The following is a 23,123-nucleotide window of genomic DNA, read 5'->3' as shown; positions in this document are numbered from 1 at the left end:
CGTCTACCGACTCCCCGGACGATTGCCGGGCAATCGGCAGGCATCAGCCGGTGGGTGCTTTGGGGTGCTGGCGCCGCGAGCGGAACCGACCGGTACGAATGCCAAAGGCGATCGTGGCGGCGGATGAGTACGCCTGATTCCGGCGCCGACCCTATGGCTCGGCGCACGGACGAGTACCCACGGACGTGGGTGGTGGACGGTGCCAACGTCATTGGGTCCCGGGCCGACGGCTGGTGGCGCGACCGTCCGGGCGCGGCCCGGCGCCTGCTCGCCGATATTTCGGCCTGGATCGCCGGGTCCGACGGGCACGTCGGATCGCCCGGGTCAGCGGAATGGCCGACGGGGATCGTGGTCGTTCTGGAAGGGGCGGCCCGGGCCGGGGTTCCCGCCGCCGCGGTGGTCGTCGAGCCGGCTCCGGCGAAGTCCCTGGCTCCCGACGATGACCATGTCCAGTCACGCGGAAGCACGGACCAGCCGAGCGGGAACACGGATCAGCCGAGCGGGAACACGGACCGGCGGGCCGGGAACAGCTACCAGCCGGCCGGGAACACCGGCCGGCCACGCGGGAAGGGCGATCGGTCTACGGGGAAGGGCGACCACTCGGCCGAGAACGGTGACAGCTACGCGAGGAAGGGCCGCCGCTCGCCTGGCGACGGCGACGGCGACGGCAATTCCGGGAACGGCGCCGACCGATCGGACGCGACGAACGACGACAGCGCCGCACCCTCACTCGCCGTCGTCCACGCGCCCGGGAACGGCGATGACGCGATCGTCGACGCCGCCCGCGACGCCGGCCCCGGCGTCATCGTGATCACTTCGGATCGCGGGCTCACCGCCCGCGTCCGCGCCCTCGGCGGCGAGGTGCGTGGCGCCGGCTGGCTGTGGGACCGGCTTCGGCGGTAAGCGCGCCCGCGCGGTTCTCGGCTGCACCCGGCTCCGCCCACCGGGCTCACCGCCCGGCCGCTTCCGGGTCGACCCGTCCGGCATACCCCTTCCGGGGCTCCCAACGCGCGTGCGGGGCCGGAAGGGTGCTATGGGAGAAAAAGACCCGACCGTGGTGCCAGCGCGGGTCTGACGCCTTCTGAGGGCCTCGCGTCGCCCTGGCGCACCAGTCCGCGCCGCGTCGACCACGCATCGCCCGGGAAACCCGGCCGGAGGCCCGCGAGGATCGCCCGAGCGGCGGTCCTCGGGCGCGGCGCCGGCTGCGGACGCCCGGCTCGTCCTGATCCGCCAGGCGGTCCCTGAGACGCGCCGTGCGGACGCCCGGCCGGGGCCGGGCGAGGCGGCACCGGGCGGGACGCAGGCTCAGACGCCGACGGACACCGGTCGCCGCGGCGGCGGGCCGGCGGCCAGGCGGGCGGCGTAGCGCCCGGCCGTGACGCTGACGTCGAGGGGAATCCCGAAGCAGTCGGACAGCCTGGGCGCGGTGAGCACCTCAGCCGCCGGACCCGCGGCCCGCACCTGGCCGCCGCGCACCAGCAGGGCATGGGTGACGCCCACCGGGATCTCCTCGACGTGGTGGCTGACGAGGACGCTGACGGGCGCCGAGGGGTCGGCGGCGAAGCGGGTCAGCCGGCGCAGCAGTGCCTCTCGGGCCCCGAGGTCAAGCCCGGAGGCGGGCTCGTCGAGCAGGAGCAGTTCCGGGTCGCTCATGAGCGACCGGGCGATCAGCACCCGCTTGCGTTCGCCCTCGGACAGCGTCCCGAAGCGCCGGTCCCGCAGCTCCCGGCAGCCGAACTGGGCCAGCAGGCCGGCGGCGCGGGCGAGGTCGACGTCGTCGTACGGCTCGTCGCCGCGCCCGAGCACCGACCAGCCGGCGGTGACCACCGCGTCGAGCACCCGCTCGTCCGGGGGCGGCGTCTCGACCAGCGCCGGGCTGACGACGCCGACCCGGTAGCGCAGCTCGAGAAGGTTCACCGTGCCCAGCCGGTGACCGAACAGGTCGACCGTGCCCGAGGTCGGAAACAGCCGGCCCGAGGCCACCTGCAGGAGGGTCGTCTTTCCCGCACCGTTGGGGCCGAGGACGACCCATCGCTGACCGGGAAACACCTCCCAGGCAACATTTCGCAGAAGGTACGACCCATCCCGCACGACATTGACATTGTCGAGCCGCAGCACCGCGTCCGGCATGCCGCTCACGTTACGCGAGACGTGCCCGCCCGGCGGCGGCGGGACAGCCCGACCCCGCCACACCCGCCCTGCGCCGCCCGCCCGGGCGATCCGATCACGACGCGCCCGGATCGGCGGGGGCCGGCCCCACCAGGTCAACCTCCGCCCAGACCACCTTGCCGTCGGGGATCGGGCGGAAACCGTGCCGCACGGCGAGCCGGGAAACCAGGCCGAGCCCACGCCCGGCCTCGTCGTCCGGCGAGGCGTGCCGGCGCCGGGGCAGCCGGCCGCCGCCGTCGGCGACCTCGACGACAGCCCGGTCACCGAGCCGCCGCAGTCGCACGGACAACGGCGGCCGGCCGTGACGCACGGCGTTGCTCGTCAGCTCGGACAGAACCAGGACGACGGTGTCGATGATCTCGACCGGCAGCTCGGCGTTCTCCAGCGCGAGCCGGCACTGTGCCCGCGCCGCGCGCAGCCCGGACGGACCGTCGACGGTGACGTCGAGCAGCGTCGGTCCGGCGGTCGGTTCGTCGGGCAGGCGGGCGAGCAGCAGCGCCACGGCGTCGTCGGCGGGCGCCGGCTGGTTGTCGCGGCCAAGGCCCGCGCAGGCCGCGGTCGCCAGCGCGTCGAGGTTGTCGTCGGGTGCCTCGCTGGTGCGGGCCAGGACGGCCGCGAGATCCGAGACGCCGGCATCGACGTCCCGGCCGCCCCCGCGGACCAGGCCTTCGGTGAACAGGGCGATGAGGTAGCCCCGGCCCAGGCGGACGGTGTACTCGGTGGCGTCGGTGTACCCCGACGGATCCCGGTGGACATCGCCGAGCGGGGAGNCGACCGCCATGTACAGCCGCGAGACGAGCCCGTCCGGGGCGACCACGAGGGGCGGCGGATGGCCGGCGCTGGCCAGCGTCAACACTCCCGTGTCGAGCTCGGCGATCGCGTAGATGCAGGTCGCGACCTCGCGTCCCGGCAGGTCCGCGACGACCCCGTCGAGCAGCGCCAGCACCTCGCCGGGTGGCAGGTCGAGGCGGGCGCAGGCGCGCGCGGCGGCGCGTAGCTGCCCCATCACGGCGCTCGTGCGCAGCCCCCGACCCCGGACGCCGCCGATCACCAGGGCGGCCCGGCCCGCCCCCAGATCGATCACGTCGAACCATTCCCCGCCGGCGTCCCCCTCGGCCCCGGCGGGCAGGTAGCGGGAAGCCACCTGCAATCCCTTGGGCACCACCGGTGCCGCGCCGCGCAGGGCCTCGTGCAGCTCCACGGCGCCGCTGTGCGCGCTGTGCTCGCGGTCGATGCGCTCCAGGGCGACCCCGGCGCGCGCGGCGAGCTCGGTCAGGAAGGCCAGGTCGGCCTCGGTGAACGGGGCCCGGTCACCGACGGCGGTCAGGCTGAGCACGGCCGCGACCCGGCCGGCCCGCACCACGGGCAGCACGGCCGTCGTGTGGGCGCCGGCCTGACGGATCCAGCGCGCGATGTCGGACGGCGGCTCCCAGCCGTCCCCGGCGTGGCTGACGACCTCCCCGATCCCACGGGCCGCGACCTGGGTGATCGGGTTCGCCGGCGAGGCGAGCGCCGCGATCCAGGCGCCGGTCGAAGGCGCGGCGCCGGTCGCGGCGGAACCCGCGACAATCAGCGGCCGCAGCCGCGGAGCCTGCGCCGTCCCGCCCGTTCGCCCACCGCCGTCCTGCTCGGTCCCGGTGACCTGCCCACCGCCGTCCTGCTCGGTCCCGGTGACCTGCGCGCCGCCCTCAGCCGCCGCAACCGCGGTGGGCGCGAGAGCCGGATGGGCCGTGACCAGGTGGACCGCGCACAGGTCCGCGATCTCCGCCACGATCAGCTCCGCGACGGCCCGCAAGGACGGCTCGGGGTCCTCGGCCGCAGTCACGATCTCCGTGGCCCGGGTCAGCAGGCGCAGCCGCCGGTCGGCGCGCTGCCGGGCCTCGCGCTCCTCGTCCGCCGCGGTGAGCGCCGCCTGGGCCCCCGCCGCCTCGGTCACGAGCCGCTCGTGTGCCCTGGCCCGCTCCAGCGCGCGGGCGCCGGCCGCGGCGATGCCACCGAGGTAGGCCCGATCCGCGGCGGTGAAGGTCCGCGGCGCCGGGAAGGCGAAGGTCACCACGCCGAAGGCCGAACCGTCGGGGGCGACCAGCGGCAGCATGGCCCACGCCTGCTCACCCGCCGCCGCGGTGGCGTCGGCGAGACCGGACACCGGCCAGCGAGCGAGCAGCTCCTCCCGGTCGGCCAGGAACAGGGGCCGGGCTCCCCGCACCACCTCGGCCACCGGATGCACCGCTCCCAGCGCCACGTCCGGCCAGCGGCCGGACCGCTGTGCCGGATCCTCGCCGGGTCGGACGAACCGCAGCTCCTCCTGGCCGTCGTCGACCAGCGCGACCCCGCGCCCGGCCGCCCGCGCCGCCTGACCGCCGACGTCGAGGATCGCCGCGAGGACCTCGTCGACCGTGCTGGCCCGGGCCAGCGCGACGGAGAACAGCCCGCCGGACTCGGCCCGTTGCGCGGCCGCCTCGGCCTGTTCGACGGCCGCCTCGGCCCGCTGATCGGCATCGGCCCGCGCCGCCTCGGCGGCCCGCTCCCCGGTGAGGTCGCGGACCACGCCGAGCCACTCGGCCGGCCGCCCGTCGCGCGCTGGACCGGTGCCGGCGGCGGCCTGACCGCCGGCGGCATCCACCGCAGGTCCGGGCACGGGCAGCACCCGGGCGGTGACGACACGCTCGGCGGCGCCCACGCCGCTCGGCGCGGAGATCCGGAATTCGGCCTCGAAGGTCTCGCCGCGTTCGACCGCCCCCCGCCACAGCCGCGCGACCCGGTCCCGGTCATCCGGATGCACCCCGGACAGCCAGCCGCCACCGGCCAACGCCCCCGGTTGCTGGCCGGTGGCGGAACGCCAGCCGGGCAGGTCGACGTCGAGGGCGCCGTCGGCCGTCGCGTGGAACACATCCAGGCCGGCGGCGTCGGCGAGCCCGCGGTAGCGCGCCTGCGCCCGCAGCCGCTCCCGATCGGCGATCTGCAGGCCGGTGACGTCCAACGCGACGAAGGACACCCCCACCGGACCGAGCTGCGGATCGCTCACCGGGAACCAGCTCGCCAGCCAGATCAGCGGTGTTCCGGCCGGGCCCGCGACCCCCACCTCCAGGTCCACCACGGCCTCGCCGGTACGCAGCACCCGGGCCAGCAGAGCGTCGAGTTCGGCATCGCTGTCACCGAGCACCTCGGACACGGTGCGGCCCAGGTGGTCCCGGGCGGACCGGCGGTCCAACCGGGTGAGCGCCTCGTTGACGCGCACGAACCGGCCAGCCCGGTCGAGCAGGGCGAGTCCGACCGGAGCCCGGGCGAACAGGGCATCCAACATCGCGTACGCCGCCACCGCGGGATCCACCCCGCTGCCACCACCGCTGCCACCACCGCTGCCACCGCCACCCGGTGCCGGTGGCCCGCCACGGGCAAGGCTCAGCGGCCCGCGCTCCGGGGGGACGTCCTCGGGGCCTCGCCGCGGGCCGGTCCCGTCGATCACGTCGCGCGGCATCGCCGTGCCGGCCACCGGCGGATCGGCCCGCGGGACCAGTGGCCATCCCTCGGGCAGCACGGGCAGGTCTCGGCCCCCGCCGCTCTCGGGATCCTGGCCGGGCACCAGGCTCGGGCCGGGGGCCGCCGTCGAACCAGGGCTCGCCAGCGAAGCGGGGCTTGCCAGCGAACCAGGGCTCGCCACGGCACCAGGGCCAGGCGTGGACCCGCCGCCGGAGCCGCCGGAACCGCCGGCGACGCCGCCCGGCGCGGGGCGGGCGCCCGGCGCGAGAGCTGGGCCGGGCACGCGGGTCGGCGGGGCAGTCGGTGTGCCGTCGATCGAGCGACCCCCGCCGCTCACGTCCGGCCGACCCGGCCCGGGAACCTGACCCGGCATGATCGGCCCCGAGACCGGCCCGGTCGAGATCGGCCCGGTCGAGATCGGCCCGGTCGAGATCGGCCCGGCGTCTTCCGGACCGCTTCCGGCGGGACCCGTCGCCCCCGACTCCGGCGGCCGCTGCGCGCCCCGCTCCGGGCCGTACATCGGCACCAGCTCCGCCTGCCCGGGTGCCCTCACCCCGGGGATACCCATGGCCTCGATGGGCCCCCCGGAATCGGACTGCGGCACCCCAAAGGCGCCGGATGCGGGCCAGACGGGCGGCTGCCCGGAGTACGGCGACGTCATGGGAGACGATTGTGGACGGTGTGACCATGTTGTGCCGAACCGCCCCGGACGGGAGGTCGGTCGACTACAGGCAGCGCCGGGGTCCAGAAACGCCGCGGTCCGGCGTCCGCCCTGGGCATGGAAGGGCCGGTCACGACCTCCGCCGACAGCACGGTGACCCGCCCGGTCGACACGATGACCGGGTCAAGAGTGAGATGAACCACCTCGGGGATATCGTCGGCGAGCCGGCCGACGCGCAGCACGAGATCCTCCAGCGCTGCGATGTCGACGGGAGTCGAACCGAGGTAGCCGAGCAGCAGCGGCGCCGCCCGCACCGAGCGGACCAGCCGGGCGGCGTCGACGTCGGTCAGCGGCAGGATGTGGTGGGCGCGGTCACCGAGCAGCTCCGTCGCCGGGCCCGACAGGCCGAAGGAGACCAGCGGGCCGTACTGCGGATGCTCCTCGGACCCGACGACCACCGACACGCCGACCGGCGCCATCCGCTGCACGACGATCGGCACCTCCGGCCCGAGCTGGGAGCGCAGCGACGTCCAGGCCGCCCGCACCGCCGCCGCGTCGGGCAGGTCGAGGCGCTGCCCGCGCAGGTCCGGCCGGTGCCGGTACGGGCGGGACCGGGCCTTGACGGCCACCGGGTAGCCGAGCCGCGCAGCCGCCTCGACGGCGCGCCGCGGCGAGGTCACGAGCTCCGCCGGCTGCACCGTGATGCCGTAGCAGTCCAACAGCGCGGCGGCCCGCTCCTCGGGCAGCCGACCGGCCAGGCCGGCGATGATCGCGCGGGCCTCGTCGGTCCGCACGGCCGTCACCGGCTCGATACCGGTCGGGCGAGACCGCCACTGCGCGTAGCCAACGACGCGACGCAGTGCGGTCACCGCGGCCTCCGGTGACGCGTAGGCCGGGATGCCGGCGAGCTCGCCCGGCAGGTCGACGCCCTGCATAGAGGCCAGAATCGGCACGGTGATGCGCTCGGCCGCCTCGACGGCCCCGGCGGCGACCGGGCCCGGCGACGAGGGCGGCAGGCGGGCCAGCGTCACGATGAGTGCGTCGGACCGCTGCGCCGCGGCGAGCAGCGCGGCCGTGAACGCCGCCGAACCGCTGCCCGCGGGCAGCAGGACCTCCTCGACGATCAGACCGGCGGCGTCGGCGGCGTGCGCGGTGAGCCGGACCAGCGCCCGGGAGTCGCCGATCACCGCGACCCGGTTTCCCGCGGGCAGCGGCTGCGAGGTGAGCAGCAGCGCCACGTCGAAAGCCTGCGAGATACGGTCCACGCCGATCACGCCGGCCTGCCGCAGCAGGGCGTCGTCGAGGGCCGAGCGGCCGGAGTACACGGTCACGATCGGCTTGCGCCGGCCGAGACGGCGCGCCAGCCGGGCGAACTTGCGCGGGTTGCCGAACGTCTCGAGGTGCATGATCACCGCGTCGGTCTCCGGGTCCTCCTCCCAGTACTGGAGCAGGTCGTTGCCGCTGACGTCGGCCCGGTCCCCCGCCGAGACGAACACGGACAGCCCGACCCCCCGCGCGGCGGCCGCCTGCAGGATCGCCCCGCCGAACGGTCCGGACTGCGAGTAGCAGCCGACCCGCCCGGCCGGCGGCATCTGGGGCACCATCGACGCGTTCAGGCCCCCCGCCGGGTTCTGGATGCCCATGCTGGCCGGGCCCACGACGCGCATGCCGTCGGCCCGCGCCTCGGCGGCCAGGGCGGCGTCGGCGGCATCGTCACGCTGGTCGGTGAGCACGACCAGCCCCCACACGCCGGCCCGCCCGCACGCGGCGACGACCCCGGGCACCTCGGCCGGCGGCACGCACACGACGGCCAGGTCGATCGGGCGGGGCACCTCCTCGATGCCGCCGTAGGCGCGGATCGAGGCGACCGCGGTGCCGGCCGCCGCGGCGGCCGGGTTCACCGGGTAGACCGGCCCGTCGAAGCCGCCGGTGAGCAGGTGGCGCAGCACCGAGTTGCCCACGGAGCCCGCGGCCCGCCCGGCGCCGATGACGGCGATCGACCGGGGATGCAGCAGCCGGCCGATGGAGGCCGCCTCCGCGCGGTGCTCGCGGGCGCGCATCACCGTCACCGACTGCTCGGTAGGGGTGATCTCGAACGACAGCCGGACGGCGCCGGAGTCCCAGGCCCGGGCGACGGTGTAGCCGGCGTCGAGGAAGACGCGGATCATCTGCCGGTTCTCGCCGAGCACGTCGGCGTCGAAGCGACGGATCCCGCGGTCCCAGGCCGCGGCGGCGAGGTGCTCCAGCAGCACCGAGCCGAGGCCCCGACCCTGCTGGGCGTCCTCCACCAGGAAGGCCACCTCCGCCTCGGTCGGCCGGGCCGCGGTGCCCTCCCAGTGCGCCACGGCGACGAGATCGTCACCGATCATGGCGACGATGGCGCCGCGCAGCCGCTGGTCCACCACGGTCATCCGGTGGATGTCGGCGTCGCTCAGCGCCCGGCGAGCGGTGAAGAAGCGGAAGTAGATCGACTGGGGGGACAGCCGGGTCCAGAACGCCCGCAGCAGCGGGCCGTCGGTCGGCAGGATCGGCCGGATGTGGGCCGTGCCGCCGTCGGTGAGGATGACATCGGCCTCCCACTCCGCCGGGTACGCCAGAGGCGTCTCGTCCCCGGCCGGGGGCGGCAGCGGCGCGGCGCTCACCGGTCCACGGTCGGGTCGAGACCGTGCAGGGGCAGCACCTCGCGCCGGGTGGCGGCGACCGCCCGGTCCAGCGGGTCGTCGGGGTCGCCCTCGCCGGCGTCCCAGGGCCGGTAACGCACGCTCACCCCGTCACCGAGGGTCCGGGGCATCCCCGCCGTGGCTCCGACGGAGTCGTGGCCGGTGACGGCCCGCACCCGTTGCGGGGCCTCGGCGCGCCACTGCGCCGGCAACGCGGTGCCGGGTTCGAGAGGGTGGTGGGCGGCGACCGCCAGCAGTTGCGTCCACGCCCGCGGCACCACCGCGTCCAGCGCGTACCCGCCGCCGCCGCAGGCCAGCCAGCGGCCGTCGCACAGCTCGTGGGACAGCGCGTGCAACGCCTCGTAGGAGGCCCGCTGCCCGTCGACCGACAGCTCCAGATCGGCCAGCGGATCGAGGGCGTGGGTGTCGCAGCCGTGCTGGGTCACCAGCACCTGCGGCCGGAACGACCGCAGCAGCACCGGGACGACGCCGGAGAAGGCCCGCAGCCAGCCGGCGTCACCGGTGAACGCGGGCAGCGCGACGTTCACAGCGCTGCCCGCGGCGCCCGGCGCGCCGACCTCGTCGGGGAAGCCGGTGCCGGGGAACAGCGTCCGCCCGGTCTGGTGCAGCGAGATCGTGAGCACCCGCGGGTCGTCGTAGAACGCCGTCTGCACCCCGTCGCCGTGGTGCACGTCCACGTCGACGTAGGCGATGCGGGTCGCCCCGGCGGCGAGCAGCCAGGCGATCGCGATCGCGGGATCGTTGTAGATGCAGAAGCCGCTGGCCATCCCCGGCATCGCGTGGTGCAGACCGCCGGCGATCGACACGGCGTGGCGCGCCGGCCCCCCCCACACCGCCCGGGCGGCCTCGATCGTGCCGCCGGTGATCAGGGCGGCGGCCTCGTGCATCCGCTGGAAGACGGGGGTGTCGGCGGTGCCGAGGCCGAACAGGGCCGCCATCCGGGCCCGGGTGGGGTCGGGCGCGGCACGGACCGCGTTCAGGTACAGGGGATCGTGGACAAGCTCGATCAGTTCGTCGGGAGCCAGGGTCGGGGTGGCGATCCGCAGCCCCGGCGCGTCGAGCACGCCCAGACTCTCGGCGAGGTCCATCGTCAGGCCCAGCCGGACGGGGTGCAGCGGATGCTGCGGCCCGAAGTCGTAGTCGGCCATGGCGGGATCCCACGCCAGGATGGTGGGTTCGACCGCCGGCGGCAGGGTGCCGCCGGACCGCTGTGTTCCGCCCGGCACCGTCACCCCTCGACGGTAGCCCGAACGGGTCCTGTGCCGGTAGCGGTGGTGACAAGCTCGACCGACCGTCGGCGGATCGAGGTTCACCGTAGATCCGCGCGAAATGCCCTAGGGTCAGTGCCCGTGGCAGCAGACGGAACGGCACCGCAGCGTCCGGCGCCGGCAGGCGCGGAGCATCCCGCGGCCGCCGGCTCGACCCAGGTGCGTCCCGGCACGCCGCTGTGGGAGCCCTCCGCGCGGCGGATCGAGCAGGCGGCGGTGACGAACTACCGCGGCTGGCTCGCCGCCGAACGCGGGGTGGATCTCGGCGACGAGGCGGCCCTGTGGGAGTGGTCGGTCACCGAGCTCGGCCCCTTCTGGGAGTCGATCTGGGACTTCTGCGCCGTCGAGGGCGAGCGCGGCGACGGCCCCGCCCTCGCCGACGGCCCCGCCTTCACGGATGCCAAGATGCCGGGAGCCGTGTGGTTCCCCGGCGCCCGGGTCAACTACGCCGAGAACGCGCTCACCCGGCGCGGTGCCGCGCCGGCGGTGATCGCCGTGCGGGAGGACGGCGCGACCGCGGTGGTCTCCTGGGACGAGCTGCGCCGCCAGGTCGCCCGGGCCGCGGCCGGACTGCGCGCCCTCGGGGTCACCGAGGGCGACCGCGTCTGCGGCGTGCTGCCGAACACCGTCTACGCGACGGTGGCGATGCTCGCGGCCGCCAGCATCGGCGCGGTGTGGTCGTCATGCTCGCCTGAGCTCGGCGCCACCGCCCTCGCCGCCCGCTTCACCCAGATCGCCCCGAAGGTACTCATCGGCGTCGACGGCTATACCTACCGCGGTCAGGGTTACGACACCATCGCCGCACTCGGCACCCTCGCCGCCGACCTGCCCGGACTCGTCGCGACCGTCATCGTGCCCTATCTGGCGCCGGACGCGTTCGCCCGGGCCCGCGGCGCGGGGCTGCCGGGCCTGCTCACCTGGGACGAGCTGATGGCCGCGGAGAGCGCCGAGCTCGAGTTCACCCGGGTCGCCTTCGACGCGCCGCTGTGGATCCTCTACTCCTCCGGCACGACGGGGCCGCCCAAGGCGATCGTGCACGGGCACGGCGGCATCCTGCTGGAACACCTCAAGGCGCTGGCGCTGCACCTCGACCTCGGCCCCGACGACCGGTACTGCTGGTTCACCACGACCGGCTGGATGATGTGGAACTACCTCGTCTCCGGCCTGCTGGTCGGCGCGACGATCGTGCTCTACGACGGCGCCGCCGGCTACCCGGCGCTCGGCACCCTGTTCGGCCTGGCCGAGGCGCTGGAGGTGACGTGCCTCGGCACGTCCGCGGCTTACCTGCAGTCCTGCCGGGACGCGGGCCTCGTGCCCCGCGAACATGCCGATCTGTCCCTGTTGCGCACCATCGGGTCAACCGGGTCGCCGCTGTCCGCCGCCGTCTACGCCTGGGTGTACGAGGCAGTCAGCCCGCAGGTGATGCTGTCGTCGATCAGTGGCGGCACCGACGTCTGCACGGCGCTGGTGGCCGGGCTGCCGACGATGCCGGTGCGCGCCGGGGAGATCGGCTCGCGGGCGCTGGGCTGCGCCGTGGCGGCCTTCGACGCCGACGGCAAGGAGGTCGTCGACGAGGTCGGCGAGCTCGTCGTGACCGCGCCGATGCCCTCGATGCCGCTGCGCCTGTGGGGTGATCCGGACGGCAGCCGGCTGCATGACAGCTACTACGCGACCTACCCCGGGGTCTGGCGGCACGGCGACTGGGTGCGGATCACATCCGACGGTGCCGTCGTCGTCGAGGGCCGGTCGGACGCCACCCTCAACCGCGGCGGGATCAGGATCGGCACCGGCGAGCTCTACAGCGTCGTCGAGCAGTTTGCCGAGGTCACCGACAGCCTCGCCGTGGATACCTCGGACGCCCCCGGCGGCGGAGAGCTGCTGCTGTTCGTCGCCCTCGCCGAGCCGGGGCTCACGGCGGAGCTCGCGCAGCGGATCCGGCAGACGGTGCGCACCGAGCTCAGCCCGCGGCATGTGCCGGACCGGATCCTCGAGATCGCCGCGGTGCCGCGGACGCACACCGGCAAGAAGCTGGAGGTCCCGGTCAAGCGGCTGCTCGCCGGCGCGGCGCTGGCCGACGTGGTGAGCCTCGACGCGGTCGCCAACCCGCAGGCCCTGTTGGCCATCGCGGCCACCGCCGAACAGGCCCGAGCGGCCACGGCCGAGCAGGCCGCCGGGGCGCCCATCACCACACCGGACGACTGACCGCCCGTACCCCGGGACCGCGCCCGCCGCCGACAGCAAAGCCGGATCTTCGCTGGTCCCAGCGAAGATCCGGCTTCCATGGAACACACGGCCACGCCGTCACCGGCGTGTCGTGCCCCCCGCGGGGGATGCCACCCGTGACCCTGTGCGCGCCCGCCGTGCCGGCGGTCTTCGGCCGCGAGCGGTCAGTCGAGAAACTCCCGCAGCCGGCCGGCGACGGCGGGCTTGCGCAGCTCACGCAGCGTGTCCCGCTCGATCTGCCGGATCCGCTCACGGGTGAGTCCGAGCCGGTTACCCACCTCGGCGAGGGTGTGCTGCTTGCCGTCGGCGAGGCCGAAGCGCAGCCGCATCACCTCCCGCTCCCGCGGGTTGAGGCCACCGAGCACGTTCTCGATCTCGTCCTGCATCGCGCCGTACGAGGCGGCGTCGGCGGGGGAGGTCGCGTCCGAGTCCTCGATGAAGTCGCCGAGCACGGAGTCACCGTCGTCGCCGACGGAGGTCTCCAGGCTCACCGTGTCCTGCGCGTAGCGGCGCAGCTCGACGACCTGCTCGATCGGCATGTCCAGCTCGAGGGCGAGCTCCTCGTCGGTCGGCTCGCGGCCGAGCGTCGAGACGAGCTGGCGCTGCAGCCGCGTGATCTTGTTGATCTGCTCGACCACGTGGACCGGGATCCGGATGGTCCGGGCCTGGTCGGCCAGCGCTCGACCGATGGCCTGGCGGATCCACCAGGTCGCGTAGGTCGAGAACTTGTAGCCCTTGGCGTAGTCGAACTTCTCCACCGCGCGGATGAGCCCGAGGTTGCCCTCCTGGACCAGGTCCAGCAGGGTCATCCCGCGGCCGCTGTACTTCTTCGCGACGGAGACGACCAGGCGCAGGTTCGCCGAGACGAGCTGCTGCTTGGCGGCATGGCCGTCCTTCACCAGCAGACCCAGGTCGCGGCGGAGGTCCGCGGGCAGGTCGGGGTCGGACTCCAGCTTGTGCTCGGCGAAGAGACCGGCCTCGACCCGCTTGGAGAGCTCGACCTCCTGCGCGGCGTTGAGCAGCGGCACCTTCCCGATCTCGCGCAGGTACATGCGCACGAGGTCGGCGGTGCCGGCGTGCTCGGCGGTGGAGCGGGTGGCGGCGGTGACCTCGTCGGTCGTCTCCTCCTCTTCGAGGAGCTCGACGCCGGCGGCGCTCAGTTTGGCGATCAGCGCGGGCAACAGCTCGAGGCCGATGTCCGCGGACTCGAGCGCGTCACGCAGCTCGGACCGGCTGATCTCGCCGGACTCGCGACCGCGCGCGATGACCTCGGCGACGGCACTCACATCGAGTTCGTCGCCGTCATCGGGAACGGCGGCCAGCGAACGGCTGGGGGCGGTACGGGCAGAGGCAGCGGACCGGCGAGTGCGCCGCGGGCTACGCGGGCGGTTCTCGTCGGTGCGCTCGGCAAGTTCCAGGGCAGGCAGCGTCATCAGTGGCAAATCCGATGGTCGGTGCGGGTGGGACGTCTGTTTCCGTGCACGTGGGAGGTAACGAACGAAGTCGCGGAACCATTCCCCGTGCAGGCGCACCCGGACATCAGCGGTCGCCGGGCCTACCGGCAGTGTAGACCCATGCCCTCGAGACGCTGAACTCGCTGTCGCGAAGACTACCTGGCAGATCCCGTGGTGTGGCGCGTTCCGCGAACTATCTTGACCTTCTCGCGTGGCGAGACCCCCGTCGAGAGCCCAGATACTGAACGCTACGCACTTGCCCCCTCACGGGAAGTGAGGATTTTCGAGGGGCTGCCGTCCGCACCACATTTTCCGTCCAGTACCGCCATCGGGCGGGGTCGGCCATCCGACAATCCCGACAGTGCCGCCGCGTCTCCCCGATGCCCTCCCGATGCCCCCCGAGACCCCCTCGAGAACCGGCTCGGCAGCGTGCCCCGGACTCGGATCGGGCCGGATCGGCATACTCGCGCCGCCCACTCGGGCGACATCGGGCGACCGGCCGGCCGCACTCCCCGCGAGCACCTCACCTCCGAGAGCCCCACGCCTCCGAGAGCCCCACGCCTCCGAGAGCCCGCGGTCGCGGCGTGGGCCGGCCGGTCGCCCGGCGCATCGGGGCGGCCGCGGGGCGCCAACGAGGTTTTCGTTAGGCAGACCACACCAGGGGCGCCCTTCACCTGTGCACAGCGTGTGACGGCTACTCTCACACGATGTCCGTCCCCAGCCTCCCGGCAGAGCTGGCGGCGTTGCGCGAGACCGCGGTCTCCGTGCTGCGCGGCAACGACCTCGGCGACATCACCCGGCCGTCGCCGACGTTGTATCCACACCAGTGGCTGTGGGACTCCTGCTTCATCGCGATCGGGCTGCGCCACCTCGACCCGCAGCGCGCCGCCGCCGAGATCCTCTCCCTGCTGCGCGGGCAGTGGCCGAACGGCATGATCCCGCACGTGATCTTCGCGGAAACCACCAACTTCTACCACGCGGGTCCGCAGCGCTGGCGCTGTGACCGGGTGACGACCACCGCCGGCGGCGCGCAGAGCACCGGCGTCACCCAGCCGCCGATGATCGCCGAGGCCGCGGTCCGGGTCGGCGCCATGATGTCCGACTCCGAACGCGGGGAGTTCTACCGCCGGCTGTTCCCCGGGCTGCTGCGCTTTCACCAGTGGCTCTACGACGAGCGCGACCCGGACGACGACGGCCTGGTGTCCCTGGTTCACTCCTGGGAGTCCGGGATGGACAACACCCCGACCTGGATGGAGATCACCAGGCCGGTGGCGCCGCTGGGCGTGCGGGCGCTTCGGCGCGTGAACGGCGACGACGCCCTGGACGCGCTGCGCCGCGATTCCAAGGAGGTCCCCTCGGATGAGCGGCTCACCTCGGGGGACCTGTTCACGCTGTACCGGATCGTGCGCGAGCTGCGCCGGGCGCACTACAACTTCCGCGAGATTCGGCGGACCATCGTCCCCCTCGTGCAGGACGTGGCGTTCAACGCGATCCTGGTCCGCGCCAACGAGCACCTGAGCACCATCGCCGCCGAGATCGGCGAGGTCATCCCGGCCAGGCTGCGCCGGTCGGCGCGCCGCACCCGGGAGGCGATGGGAGAGCTCGTCGTCGACGGCGTCTACTACAGCCGCGACTTTCGGACCCGGACCCTGCTGCGCCACGAGACGATCGCCGGCCTGCTGCCGCTCTATGCCGGCGTCGTGCCCGAGGACCGCGTCGACGAGATGGTCAAGACGATCACCTCGCCGCGTTACTGGTCGCGCTTCGGCGTCGCGAGCGTTCCCCTGGACGACCCGAACTTCCTGCCCCGCTGCTACTGGCAGGGCCCGCTCTGGGTCAACATGAACTGGCTGATCGCCGACGGGCTGGAGCGCTACGGCCGGCTCGACGCCGCCGAGGACCTGCGCCGCAACACGGTCGACGTGATCGCCTCCTCCGAAGCGATGTTCGAGTACTATTCGCCGCTCGACGGCTCGGGCGCCGGCAGCAACCGGTTCTCCTGGACGGCCGCGCTGCTCATCGACCTGCTCGCCGCCGACCACTGACCGCGCGGCGCCCGTACGCCGGGCGCGCCGCGGACGTGCACTCAGACGTGCACGACGACGACCCGACTGTCCTTGGGACGATCGGGCTCGTCGACGAGCCGGTGCAGGTCGCCGACGTCGCTGGTCAGCAGGACGGCCGGCCGGTCCGCCCGCAGCGCCGTGACGGCCACCACCGCCTCAAGGGCGCACCGGTGGCCGGACAGGCCGGTCGCGCCGAGCAGCTCGCCGGCCGACCGGGCCAGGTCCGGCGTCACCGGGAGCACCCGGATCCTGGCCAGCACGCGGTGCACGGCCGCATCCCACGGGCCGCCCCGCAACACCTCGGTGAGCGTGACCGCGCTGACGACGACCCCCGCACCCCGGCCGTGCGCGGTCTGCAGGAACGCGCGCGCCCTCGCGTCACCCGTGGCGAGCTTGACCAGCCCGTCACTGTCGAGGACCAGCGACCCGCCGACGGCTACTCGGCGTCCGGCCACGCGGCGCCCGCGTCGGCGAGCGCCGCCTCCGGGACGGGGCCGTGCTCGGTCTCGAGCTGCTCGGCCAGCTCGGCGAGGAGATCCAGCTCCAGGCGCCGGGCCACGGCCTCGGTCACGTACTGGCTGAACGCCCCCGGCCCGACTCGATCCCGCACGGCGGCGGTCAGCTCCTCCGGCAGGGAGACGCTGACCTTGCGCACCCGACCCCCGGGCCGCAGCCGGACCACCCCGGCCGCCTCCGCCGACACATGCGTGACGGTCACCCCTGCGAGGAGGGGTGACTCCTCGCCCGGCAGCCCGGCCGGGGGAAATCGCCTCCCGGCCGGGCCAGGACGCCCGGTGGGCGCCGTTCGGCCTAGCTGCAGCCGCTGGTGGAGCCGCACTGCTCGCAGACGTAGCAGCTCCCCGCCGGGCGCATCGTCACCCCGCAGGTGAAGCACAGCGGGGCATCAACGACCGTCTGGGCGACCAGCGACTCCCCGGGAGGCGCCAGCCGCAGCTCGCGGGCCACGTGCGCGGGCCCGTGACCGACGGCCACCCCGTTGCTGCCCGTCCCCGGACGGCCCGCGGTCGGCGCCGACCCGGCGCCGACCGGACCTCCGGCAGGACCACCCACCGCGGAACCCCCAGCAGGACCCGCGCCCGGGTTCGGGGCGTCCACGCCGGGCAGCGCGTCCGCGAGCGACCCGGCGGGCGCCGCGACGGCGTCGACGGCCGGGTCGGCCTGCGGGCCGTAGCGGCCGTTGACCTCGCGGACCCGTTCGGCCGCGGTGGAGATGCCGAGCTCGGCGCGACGGTCGGCGTCGAGGTAGTCCAGGGCCAGCCGGCGGAACAGGTAGTCCATGATCGACTGGGCGATCCGGACGTCCGGGTCGTCGGTCATCCCGGCCGGCTCGAAGCGCATGTTGATGAACTTGCTGACGTACGCCTCCAGCGGCACGCCGTACTGCAGGCCGATCGAGATGGCGATCGCGAAGGCGTCCATCACGCCGGCCAGCGTGGAACCCTGCTTCGACATCTTGATGAAGACCTCGCCGAGGCCGTCATCCGGGTAGGAGCCCGCGGTCAGGTAGCCCTCGGCACCGCCGACGGCGAAGGAGACCGTCTGTGACGGGCGGGTCTTCGGCAGCCGCCGGCGCACGGGCCGGTACTCGATCTCGGCGGCTGCGCCCGCGGCGGTCCCGACGAGCGCGGGCGCGCCGGCCGGGGGCGCCGCCAGGGCCGCGGCGGTCGCGGCGCTCGCCGCGGCATCCCGCTTCGCCCCCCGGACGTCGGACAGCGGCTGGCCGACCTTGCAGTTGTCCCGGTAGATCGCCAGCGCCTTCAGACCCAGCCGCCAGCCCTCCAGGTAGATCTCCTCGACCTCCTCGACGGTCGCGGTCGAGGGCATGTTCACCGTCTTGGAGATCGCGCCGGACAGGAACGGCTGCACCGCGGCCATCATCCGCACATGCCCCATCGGGGAGATGGCCCGCTCGCCGATCGCGCAGTCGAACACGTCGTAGTGCTCCGGGCGCAGGCCGGGGGCGTCGACGACGTGGCCGTGCTCGGCGATGTACTCGACGATCGCCTCCAGCGTCTCCTCCGGATAGCCGAGCGCGCGCAGCGCCGCCGGGACCGTCTGGTTGACGATCCGCATGCTGGCGCCGCCGACCAGCTTCTTCATCTTCACCAGGGCGAGGTCCGGCTCGATGCCGGTGGTGTCGCAGTCCATCGCCAGGCCGATCGTGCCGGTCGGGGCGAGCAGGCTGACCTGGGCGTTGCGCCAGCCGTGCCGGTCGCCGACGGTCTGCGCCCGCGCCCATTCCTTGGACGCCGCGGCGAGGACCCGGGTGTCCTCGGTGTGCACGGACCGCACGGCGTCGTTCGCGGCGGAGTGCTTGCGCACCACCCGGCGGTGCGCGTCGGCGTTGCGGGCGAAGCCGTCGTAGGCGCCGACGATGCCGGCGAGCTCCGCCGAGCGCCGGTAGGCGGTGGCGGTCATCAGCGAGGTGATCGACGCGGCGAGCGCGCGGCCGCCGTCGGAGTCGTAGGCGCGGGCACTGGCCATGAGCAGCGCCCCGAGATTGGCGTACCCGATGCCGAGCTGTCGGTAGGCGCGGGTGACCGCCGTGATCTCCGGCGTCGGGAAGTCCGCGAAGCAGATCGAGATGTCCATCGCGGTGATGATCAGCTCGACCGCGGCGACGAACCCCTCGGCGTCGAACGTCCGGTCCGGGCGCAGGAACTTCAGCAGGTTCAGCGACGCGAGGTTGCAGCTGGAGTTGTCCAGGTGCACGTATTCGCTGCACGGGTTGGAGGCGCTGATCCGGCCGCTCTCGGGGCAGGTGTGCCAGTCGTTGATCGTGCCGTCGTACTGGATGCCGGGGTCCGCGCAGGCCCACGCCGCCTCGGCGACGGTGCGGAACAGCCCCTTGGCGTCGATCGTCTCGATCGTCCGGNCGTCGAGGCGCGCCCGCAGGTCGAAGCTCCCTCCGTCGACGACCGCGCGCATGAACTCGTCGGTGACCCGGACCGAGTTGTTGGCGTTCTGGTACTGCACGGAGGCGATGTCGCGCCCGCCGAGATCCATGTCGAACCCGGCGTCCCGCAACGCCCGGATCTTGTCCTCCTCCCGGGCCTTCGTCTCGACGAACTCGACGATGTCCGGATGATCGACGTCGAGCACGACCATCTTCGCGGCCCGCCGGGTCGCCCCGCCCGACTTGATCGTGCCCGCCGACGCGTCCGCACCGCNCATGAAACTCACCGGGCCGGACGCCGTGCCGCCGGAGGACAGCAGCTCCTTCGAGGAGCGGATGCGGGACAGGTTGAGCCCGGCCCCCGAGCCGCCCTTGAAGATCAGCCCCTCCTCGCGGTACCAGTTGAGAATCGACTCCATGGTGTCATCAACTGAAAGAATGAAACACGCTGACACCTGCTGGGGGGCCGGGGTTCCGACGTTGAACCACACCGGGGAGTTGAAGCTGAACACCTGGTGAAGCAGCATCCAGGTCAGCTCATGCTCGAAGATCTCGGCGTCGGCGTCGGCGGCGAAGTAGCCGTGCTCGCGGCCGGCGGCGCCGTAGGCGTGCACGACCCGGTCGATGAGCTGGCGCAGGGAGGACTCCCGCCCGGGCGTGCCCAGCGCCCCGCGGAAGTACTTGCTCGTCACGATGTTCGACGCGTTGACCGACCAGGATTCGGGGAACTCCACCCCGCGCTGCTCGAAGTTGACCGAGCCGTCCCGCCAGTTGGTCATGACGACGTCCCGGGTCTCCCAGGTGACCTCGTCGTACGGGTGGACGCCGGCGGTGGTGCGCGAGCGCCGGATCTTCAATCCGCCCGCCCTGGCCGCAGACCTGCCCGCCTTCGTGCCGCGACTTTCGGTCATGACGCTCCTCGTCCTGTCTTCTCATCGGCGCGCGCTGGCGCACTGGTGGTGGCATCCCCGCCCGGGCCCGTCCACTGCACGCGTGGACGGCGGACCGCGGGCATATCGGCGTGCCGGCCGACGCCGGACCCCGGGGTCGACCGGGTCCGGCGGGAACGGCACGCATGACGAACACACCGGCCCCGGCGGTCCGGCCCCCGTCCCCGCGCCGTCCGGCCACGGGCGCGGCCGGGTACGGGTGGCGGGCAGGACGCGCGAAACCGGGTCACGCGGGATCGGACGCCCACGCCGGCCGGGTCAGGTCGTCCCGTGCACACGGGAACGGGCCGGCGGGGCGGCGAGCTGCTGGCGGGACGGGCGGAACGGGGCCTCGGCGACCCCGTCAGGTGCGGGTGGCCGAGGCGCCGCGCGCCCGGCCGACCTTGTACTCCCCCGTGGTCGGCTCGGCCCGGCCGAGCCCGCCCTCGACGATGTTCAACTGGTTTCCGCCGCCGCGGCGGCCCGGGGTCTCCGGGGGCTCGCGGACGGCGGCGAGCGTGTCCCGGCCTGGACGGCCGGGGCGTGGAGTATCCGGGTCGACCCGCCGGCCGCCGGGCGGGGGGCCGGCGGGACCGGCGCGCTGCGACGGGTCCGCCGGGTCGGTGAACGCCCCACCGGCGGGACGGACGGCCGGATCGCCCAGCTCGTCAAGGTCGTCGAGGTCGTCCGGCTCGGCGCCGCGGCGGGTGCCGGACGTCTCGGCCCGCAGCGCCGCGATCGCGCTCTCGAAGTCGCCGAGCGACTCGAAGGCCAGGTACACCGAGGCGAAGCGGAGGTAGGCCACCTCGTCGAGCTCGCGAAGCGGGCCGAGGATCGCCCGGCCGATCGCCTCCGCGGGGACCTCCGCCGAGCCCGAGGAGCGCACGGCGTCCTCCACCCGCTGGGCCAGCAGGGCGAGATCGTCGTCGCGCACGGGCCGGCCCTGGCAGGCCTTGCGCACGCCGGTGATCACCTTCGCGCGGCTGAACGGCTCCGCCACGCCGCTGCGCTTGAGCACCCGCAGCGACGCCTCCTCCATGGTGGTGAACCGGCGACCACACGACAGGCAGGACCGCCGCCGCCGGATCGCCGAGCCCTCCTCAGCCTCCCGGCTGTCGACGACACGGCTGTCCGGATGCCGGCAGAACGGGCATCGCACGCGATANGCCTCCTTCGTCCGGTCCGGCGCGAACCACCCGGCGTGGCGGGAGGACGAGTCGTGAACCGACCCGCGCCCCCGCACCGGCCGAGCCGCCCCTGTGGACAGCCGCCCGCACCTCTGTGGAAAGCCTGTGCATCAACCTGTGGATGACTTACACCCTCGTAAGCACCAGATGTTGTGTCCAACCTAGCGCACAACCCCAGTGATGGGGACACCGACCCCCCCGCGTGTCACACCAGGACATCAGCCCGCGGGGGCGCGACAACCCTGCGCGAGGGCGCCTCACCCGCCCGCTGCCGCCGGACACCGGCCCGTCACGGCGGCGAGCCGCCGAGCGCCGATCGGGACCGGACGGTGCCGGAGTGGACCGGCCAACCGGAGGGTCAGCCCAGTAACAGGAACTGGCCGGGGGTGAGCTCGACCGAGGGGAGATGGTTGATCCGCATCAGCCGATCCACGACGGCGCGGGTGTCGGCGTCGGGATCGAGCGCGACGGCGATCTCCCATAACGTCTCCCCGGCGAGGACCAGGTGACCCCGCGGCGGCTCGCCGGACCACGCGATCGAGGCGCGCGGCAGGACGAGCACCAGCACCGCGGCGATCGCCAGCGCGACGACGGCGACCACGACCACCCGGCCGCGGTGGGTCAGCCGCAGCGGCGGCAGCGGTTCGCCGGCGGCGCGGCGCACCGTCGGCCGGGATCCTGGTCCGCGGGCAAGCTGCCGCGGCGAACCCGACGACGGGGACCTCCGCGACCGCGATCCCGATGCCTCGAACCTCGACGCCTGGGAGTTCCGCGCCTGGGGGTTCTGCGCCTCGGACCTCGTCGACCGGGGAACCGGCGAGCGCGGGGGGCATGCCCCCACAACCGGCCTCCTGGCACCGACCCCGGCGGCCGGCCGGGCCACCCGCATCCGTGCCGGACCGCCCGCCGGCCATCCCCCGGCCCGGCGCGCCGCCCGCTCCCGGGCAGCCGCCAGATCGACCACCTGTGTGGTGTGCGCGCTGTGCACGGCTTCCTCCCAAGGCGCCCCGGACCACGTCGTCGACGCCACGAACTCCCGTTCGATCGAACTCCTGATCGATTGTCGCACCGGAGTCCCGCCGGGGAAAGGGACACGCTCGAACAGACGTTTGAGATTCCGCGACCAGGCGGTTACCGTCGAGACGATCAGGTTTGCACCGGGCGGTCTCCCCCGGTCGCGGACAGCCGGGTGCCGTGGGGGTGCCGGTCTCGCCGGGCGAGCGCCGACAGCCGCGCGCACGTCCGGCGCGCGACCGAGCGGCGGCCCCCGGCGACAGAGTAGGCGACGAGGAGAGCGGTAGGCGATGACCAGCCAAGGCAGGGGTACACGCCGGGGCGGGGCCCGCGGCAACGTACGGGCCTTTCCCGAAAACCCCGCGGACGCAGCCGGCCTGACCCCCCGGCAGCGTAAGGTGCTCGAGGTCATCCGGGCCGAGGTGGAACGGCGCGGATACCCGCCCAGCGTGCGGGAGATCGGGGAGGCGGTGGGGCTGACCAGCACGAGCAGCGTGGCGCATCAGCTCAAGGTGCTGGAAGAGAAGGGCTACCTGCGCCGGGATCCGAACCGCCCGCGGGCGATGGAGGTACTCAGCCCCGATCGGCCGCGGCGCAAGNCAGACTCCAGCGCGGCGGCGGTCGTGTCGACGTTCCCGGGTGCCGCGGCGGCCCCGGCGGGCGCGAGCGGCGAGGGGTCCGCGGCCTACGTGCCGGTCCTCGGGCGGATCGCCGCCGGCGGCCCGATCCTGGCCGAGCAGGCGATCGAGGACGTCTTTCCGCTGCCGAAGGAGATCGTCGGCGAGGGCACCCTGTTCCTGCTCCGGGTCGTCGGCGAGTCGATGATCAACGCCGCGATCTGTGACGGCGACTGGGTGGTGGTGCGCCAGCAGCCGGTCGCGGACAACGGTGAGATCGTCGCCGCGATGATCGACGGCGAGGCGACGGTCAAGCGGCTGCGGGTCCGCGACGGCAAGGTCTGGCTGCACCCGGAGAACCCGACGTTCAGCGACATCCCCGGCGAGGAGGCGACGATCCTCGGGCGGATCGTCGCCGTGCTGCGCCGGGTCTGACCGTGGACGGCCGGCCGCGCGA

At 74.1% G+C, this 23,123-nt stretch carries 13 protein-coding genes and 5 pseudogenes; 5 read left to right on the top strand and 13 right to left on the bottom strand.

Annotated elements, in window-relative coordinates; all coding sequences use genetic code 11:
• Nucleotides 1-123 precede the first annotated feature (123 nt).
• Nucleotides 124-903: a hypothetical protein gene (locus UK82_RS34055; protein ID WP_152989900.1), complete on the top strand. Its 780-nt coding sequence runs from the start codon at nt 124-126 to the stop codon at nt 901-903.
• 402 nt (nt 904-1,305) lie between these two features.
• Here UK82_RS34055 and UK82_RS14705 read toward each other — a convergent pair whose 3' ends face one another.
• From UK82_RS14705 to UK82_RS14690, 5 genes and pseudogenes are all read right to left on the bottom strand, one after another.
• Nucleotides 1,306-2,130, bottom strand: a complete 825-nt coding sequence (locus tag UK82_RS14705; protein WP_044883766.1) for an ABC transporter ATP-binding protein — start codon at nt 2,128-2,130, stop codon at nt 1,306-1,308.
• A gap of 94 nt (nt 2,131-2,224) precedes the next feature.
• A pseudogene (locus UK82_RS37850) lies at nt 2,225-2,939 on the bottom strand (ATP-binding protein); the annotation flags it as partial.
• A 1-nt stretch (nt 2,940) separates the two neighbouring features.
• Nucleotides 2,941-5,473 (bottom strand): SpoIIE family protein phosphatase (locus tag UK82_RS14700; RefSeq protein ID WP_236705958.1); only part of this gene is annotated, 2,533 nt, incomplete at its 3' end.
• Between the two features lie 833 nt (nt 5,474-6,306).
• Complete coding sequence (locus UK82_RS14695) at nt 6,307-8,952, bottom strand: bifunctional GNAT family N-acetyltransferase/acetate--CoA ligase family protein (RefSeq protein ID WP_044883767.1); 2,646 nt, start codon at nt 8,950-8,952, stop codon at nt 6,307-6,309.
• Nucleotides 8,949-10,217: an acetoin utilization protein AcuC gene (locus UK82_RS14690; protein ID WP_173667287.1), complete on the bottom strand. Its 1,269-nt coding sequence runs from the start codon at nt 10,215-10,217 to the stop codon at nt 8,949-8,951. Before UK82_RS14690 ends, UK82_RS14695 begins: the two co-directional genes overlap by 4 nt.
• 201 nt (nt 10,218-10,418) lie before the next feature.
• Here UK82_RS14690 and UK82_RS14685 point away from each other — a divergent pair, with 201 nt between their 5' ends.
• Nucleotides 10,419-12,461: an acetoacetate--CoA ligase gene (locus tag UK82_RS14685; RefSeq protein WP_044883851.1), complete on the top strand. Its 2,043-nt coding sequence runs from the start codon at nt 10,419-10,421 to the stop codon at nt 12,459-12,461.
• 185 nt (nt 12,462-12,646) lie between these two features.
• Here the strand turns inward: UK82_RS14685 and UK82_RS14680 are convergent, their stop codons facing one another.
• A complete protein-coding gene (locus UK82_RS14680; RefSeq protein ID WP_082121681.1) occupies nt 12,647-13,915 on the bottom strand; it encodes an RNA polymerase sigma factor in 1,269 nt (422 codons plus the stop codon).
• Nucleotides 13,916-14,643: 728 nt separating this feature from the next.
• Here UK82_RS14680 and UK82_RS14675 point away from each other — a divergent pair.
• Nucleotides 14,644-15,981 (top strand): MGH1-like glycoside hydrolase domain-containing protein, encoded by a 1,338-nt coding sequence (locus UK82_RS14675; protein WP_044883768.1) that lies wholly within the window; start codon nt 14,644-14,646, stop codon nt 15,979-15,981.
• Between the two features lie 41 nt (nt 15,982-16,022).
• On the opposite strand, the gene UK82_RS14670 is transcribed toward UK82_RS14675, so the two are convergent.
• The 7 genes and pseudogenes from UK82_RS14670 to UK82_RS14650 all read right to left on the bottom strand — a co-directional run bounded on the left by UK82_RS14670 (nt 16,023) and on the right by UK82_RS14650 (nt 21,699).
• On the bottom strand, nt 16,023-16,457 hold the full coding sequence (locus tag UK82_RS14670; protein ID WP_055407716.1) for a type II toxin-antitoxin system VapC family toxin: 435 nt from the start codon (nt 16,455-16,457) through the stop codon (nt 16,023-16,025).
• Nucleotides 16,439-16,720, bottom strand: a complete 282-nt coding sequence (locus UK82_RS14665; RefSeq protein ID WP_199865328.1) for a hypothetical protein — start codon at nt 16,718-16,720, stop codon at nt 16,439-16,441. Before UK82_RS14665 ends, UK82_RS14670 begins: the two co-directional genes overlap by 19 nt.
• A 92-nt stretch (nt 16,721-16,812) precedes the next feature.
• Nucleotides 16,813-18,898 (bottom strand): annotated as a pseudogene (locus tag UK82_RS14660) (vitamin B12-dependent ribonucleotide reductase); the annotation flags it as partial.
• A gap of 1 nt (nt 18,899) precedes the next feature.
• Nucleotides 18,900-19,193 (bottom strand): annotated as a pseudogene (locus UK82_RS37845) (hypothetical protein); the annotation flags it as partial.
• A 1-nt stretch (nt 19,194) separates the two neighbouring features.
• A pseudogene (locus UK82_RS37840) lies at nt 19,195-19,830 on the bottom strand (vitamin B12-dependent ribonucleotide reductase); the annotation flags it as partial.
• Between the two features lie 382 nt (nt 19,831-20,212).
• Nucleotides 20,213-21,007 carry a transcriptional regulator NrdR gene (gene nrdR, locus UK82_RS14655; RefSeq protein ID WP_044883770.1) on the bottom strand — a complete coding sequence of 265 codons (795 nt, stop codon included), beginning with the start codon at nt 21,005-21,007 and terminating at the stop codon, nt 20,213-20,215.
• Nucleotides 21,008-21,393: 386 nt separating this feature from the next.
• A complete protein-coding gene (locus tag UK82_RS14650; protein ID WP_052680960.1) occupies nt 21,394-21,699 on the bottom strand; it encodes a LysM peptidoglycan-binding domain-containing protein in 306 nt (101 codons plus the stop codon).
• A 640-nt stretch (nt 21,700-22,339) separates the two neighbouring features.
• Between UK82_RS14650 and UK82_RS37835 the strand changes: the two are divergent.
• Together UK82_RS37835 and lexA are read left to right on the top strand one after the other, a co-directional pair.
• Nucleotides 22,340-22,648, top strand: a pseudogene (locus UK82_RS37835) (repressor LexA); the annotation flags it as partial.
• Between the two features lies 1 nt (nt 22,649).
• Nucleotides 22,650-23,101, top strand: a 452-nt coding sequence (gene lexA, locus UK82_RS37830) for a transcriptional repressor LexA (protein ID WP_236705941.1), incomplete at its 5' end; no start/stop codon positions are given.
• Nucleotides 23,102-23,123: the final 22 nt, after the last annotated feature.

Origin of the sequence: Frankia sp. ACN1ag, from assembly GCF_001414035.1 — a bacterium.
Lineage (GTDB): Bacteria > Actinomycetota > Actinomycetes > Frankiales > Frankiaceae > Frankia > Frankia torreyi.
The sequence above is the reverse complement of the archived record's forward strand: the minus strand, read 5'-3'. Positions and strand labels throughout refer to the sequence as shown.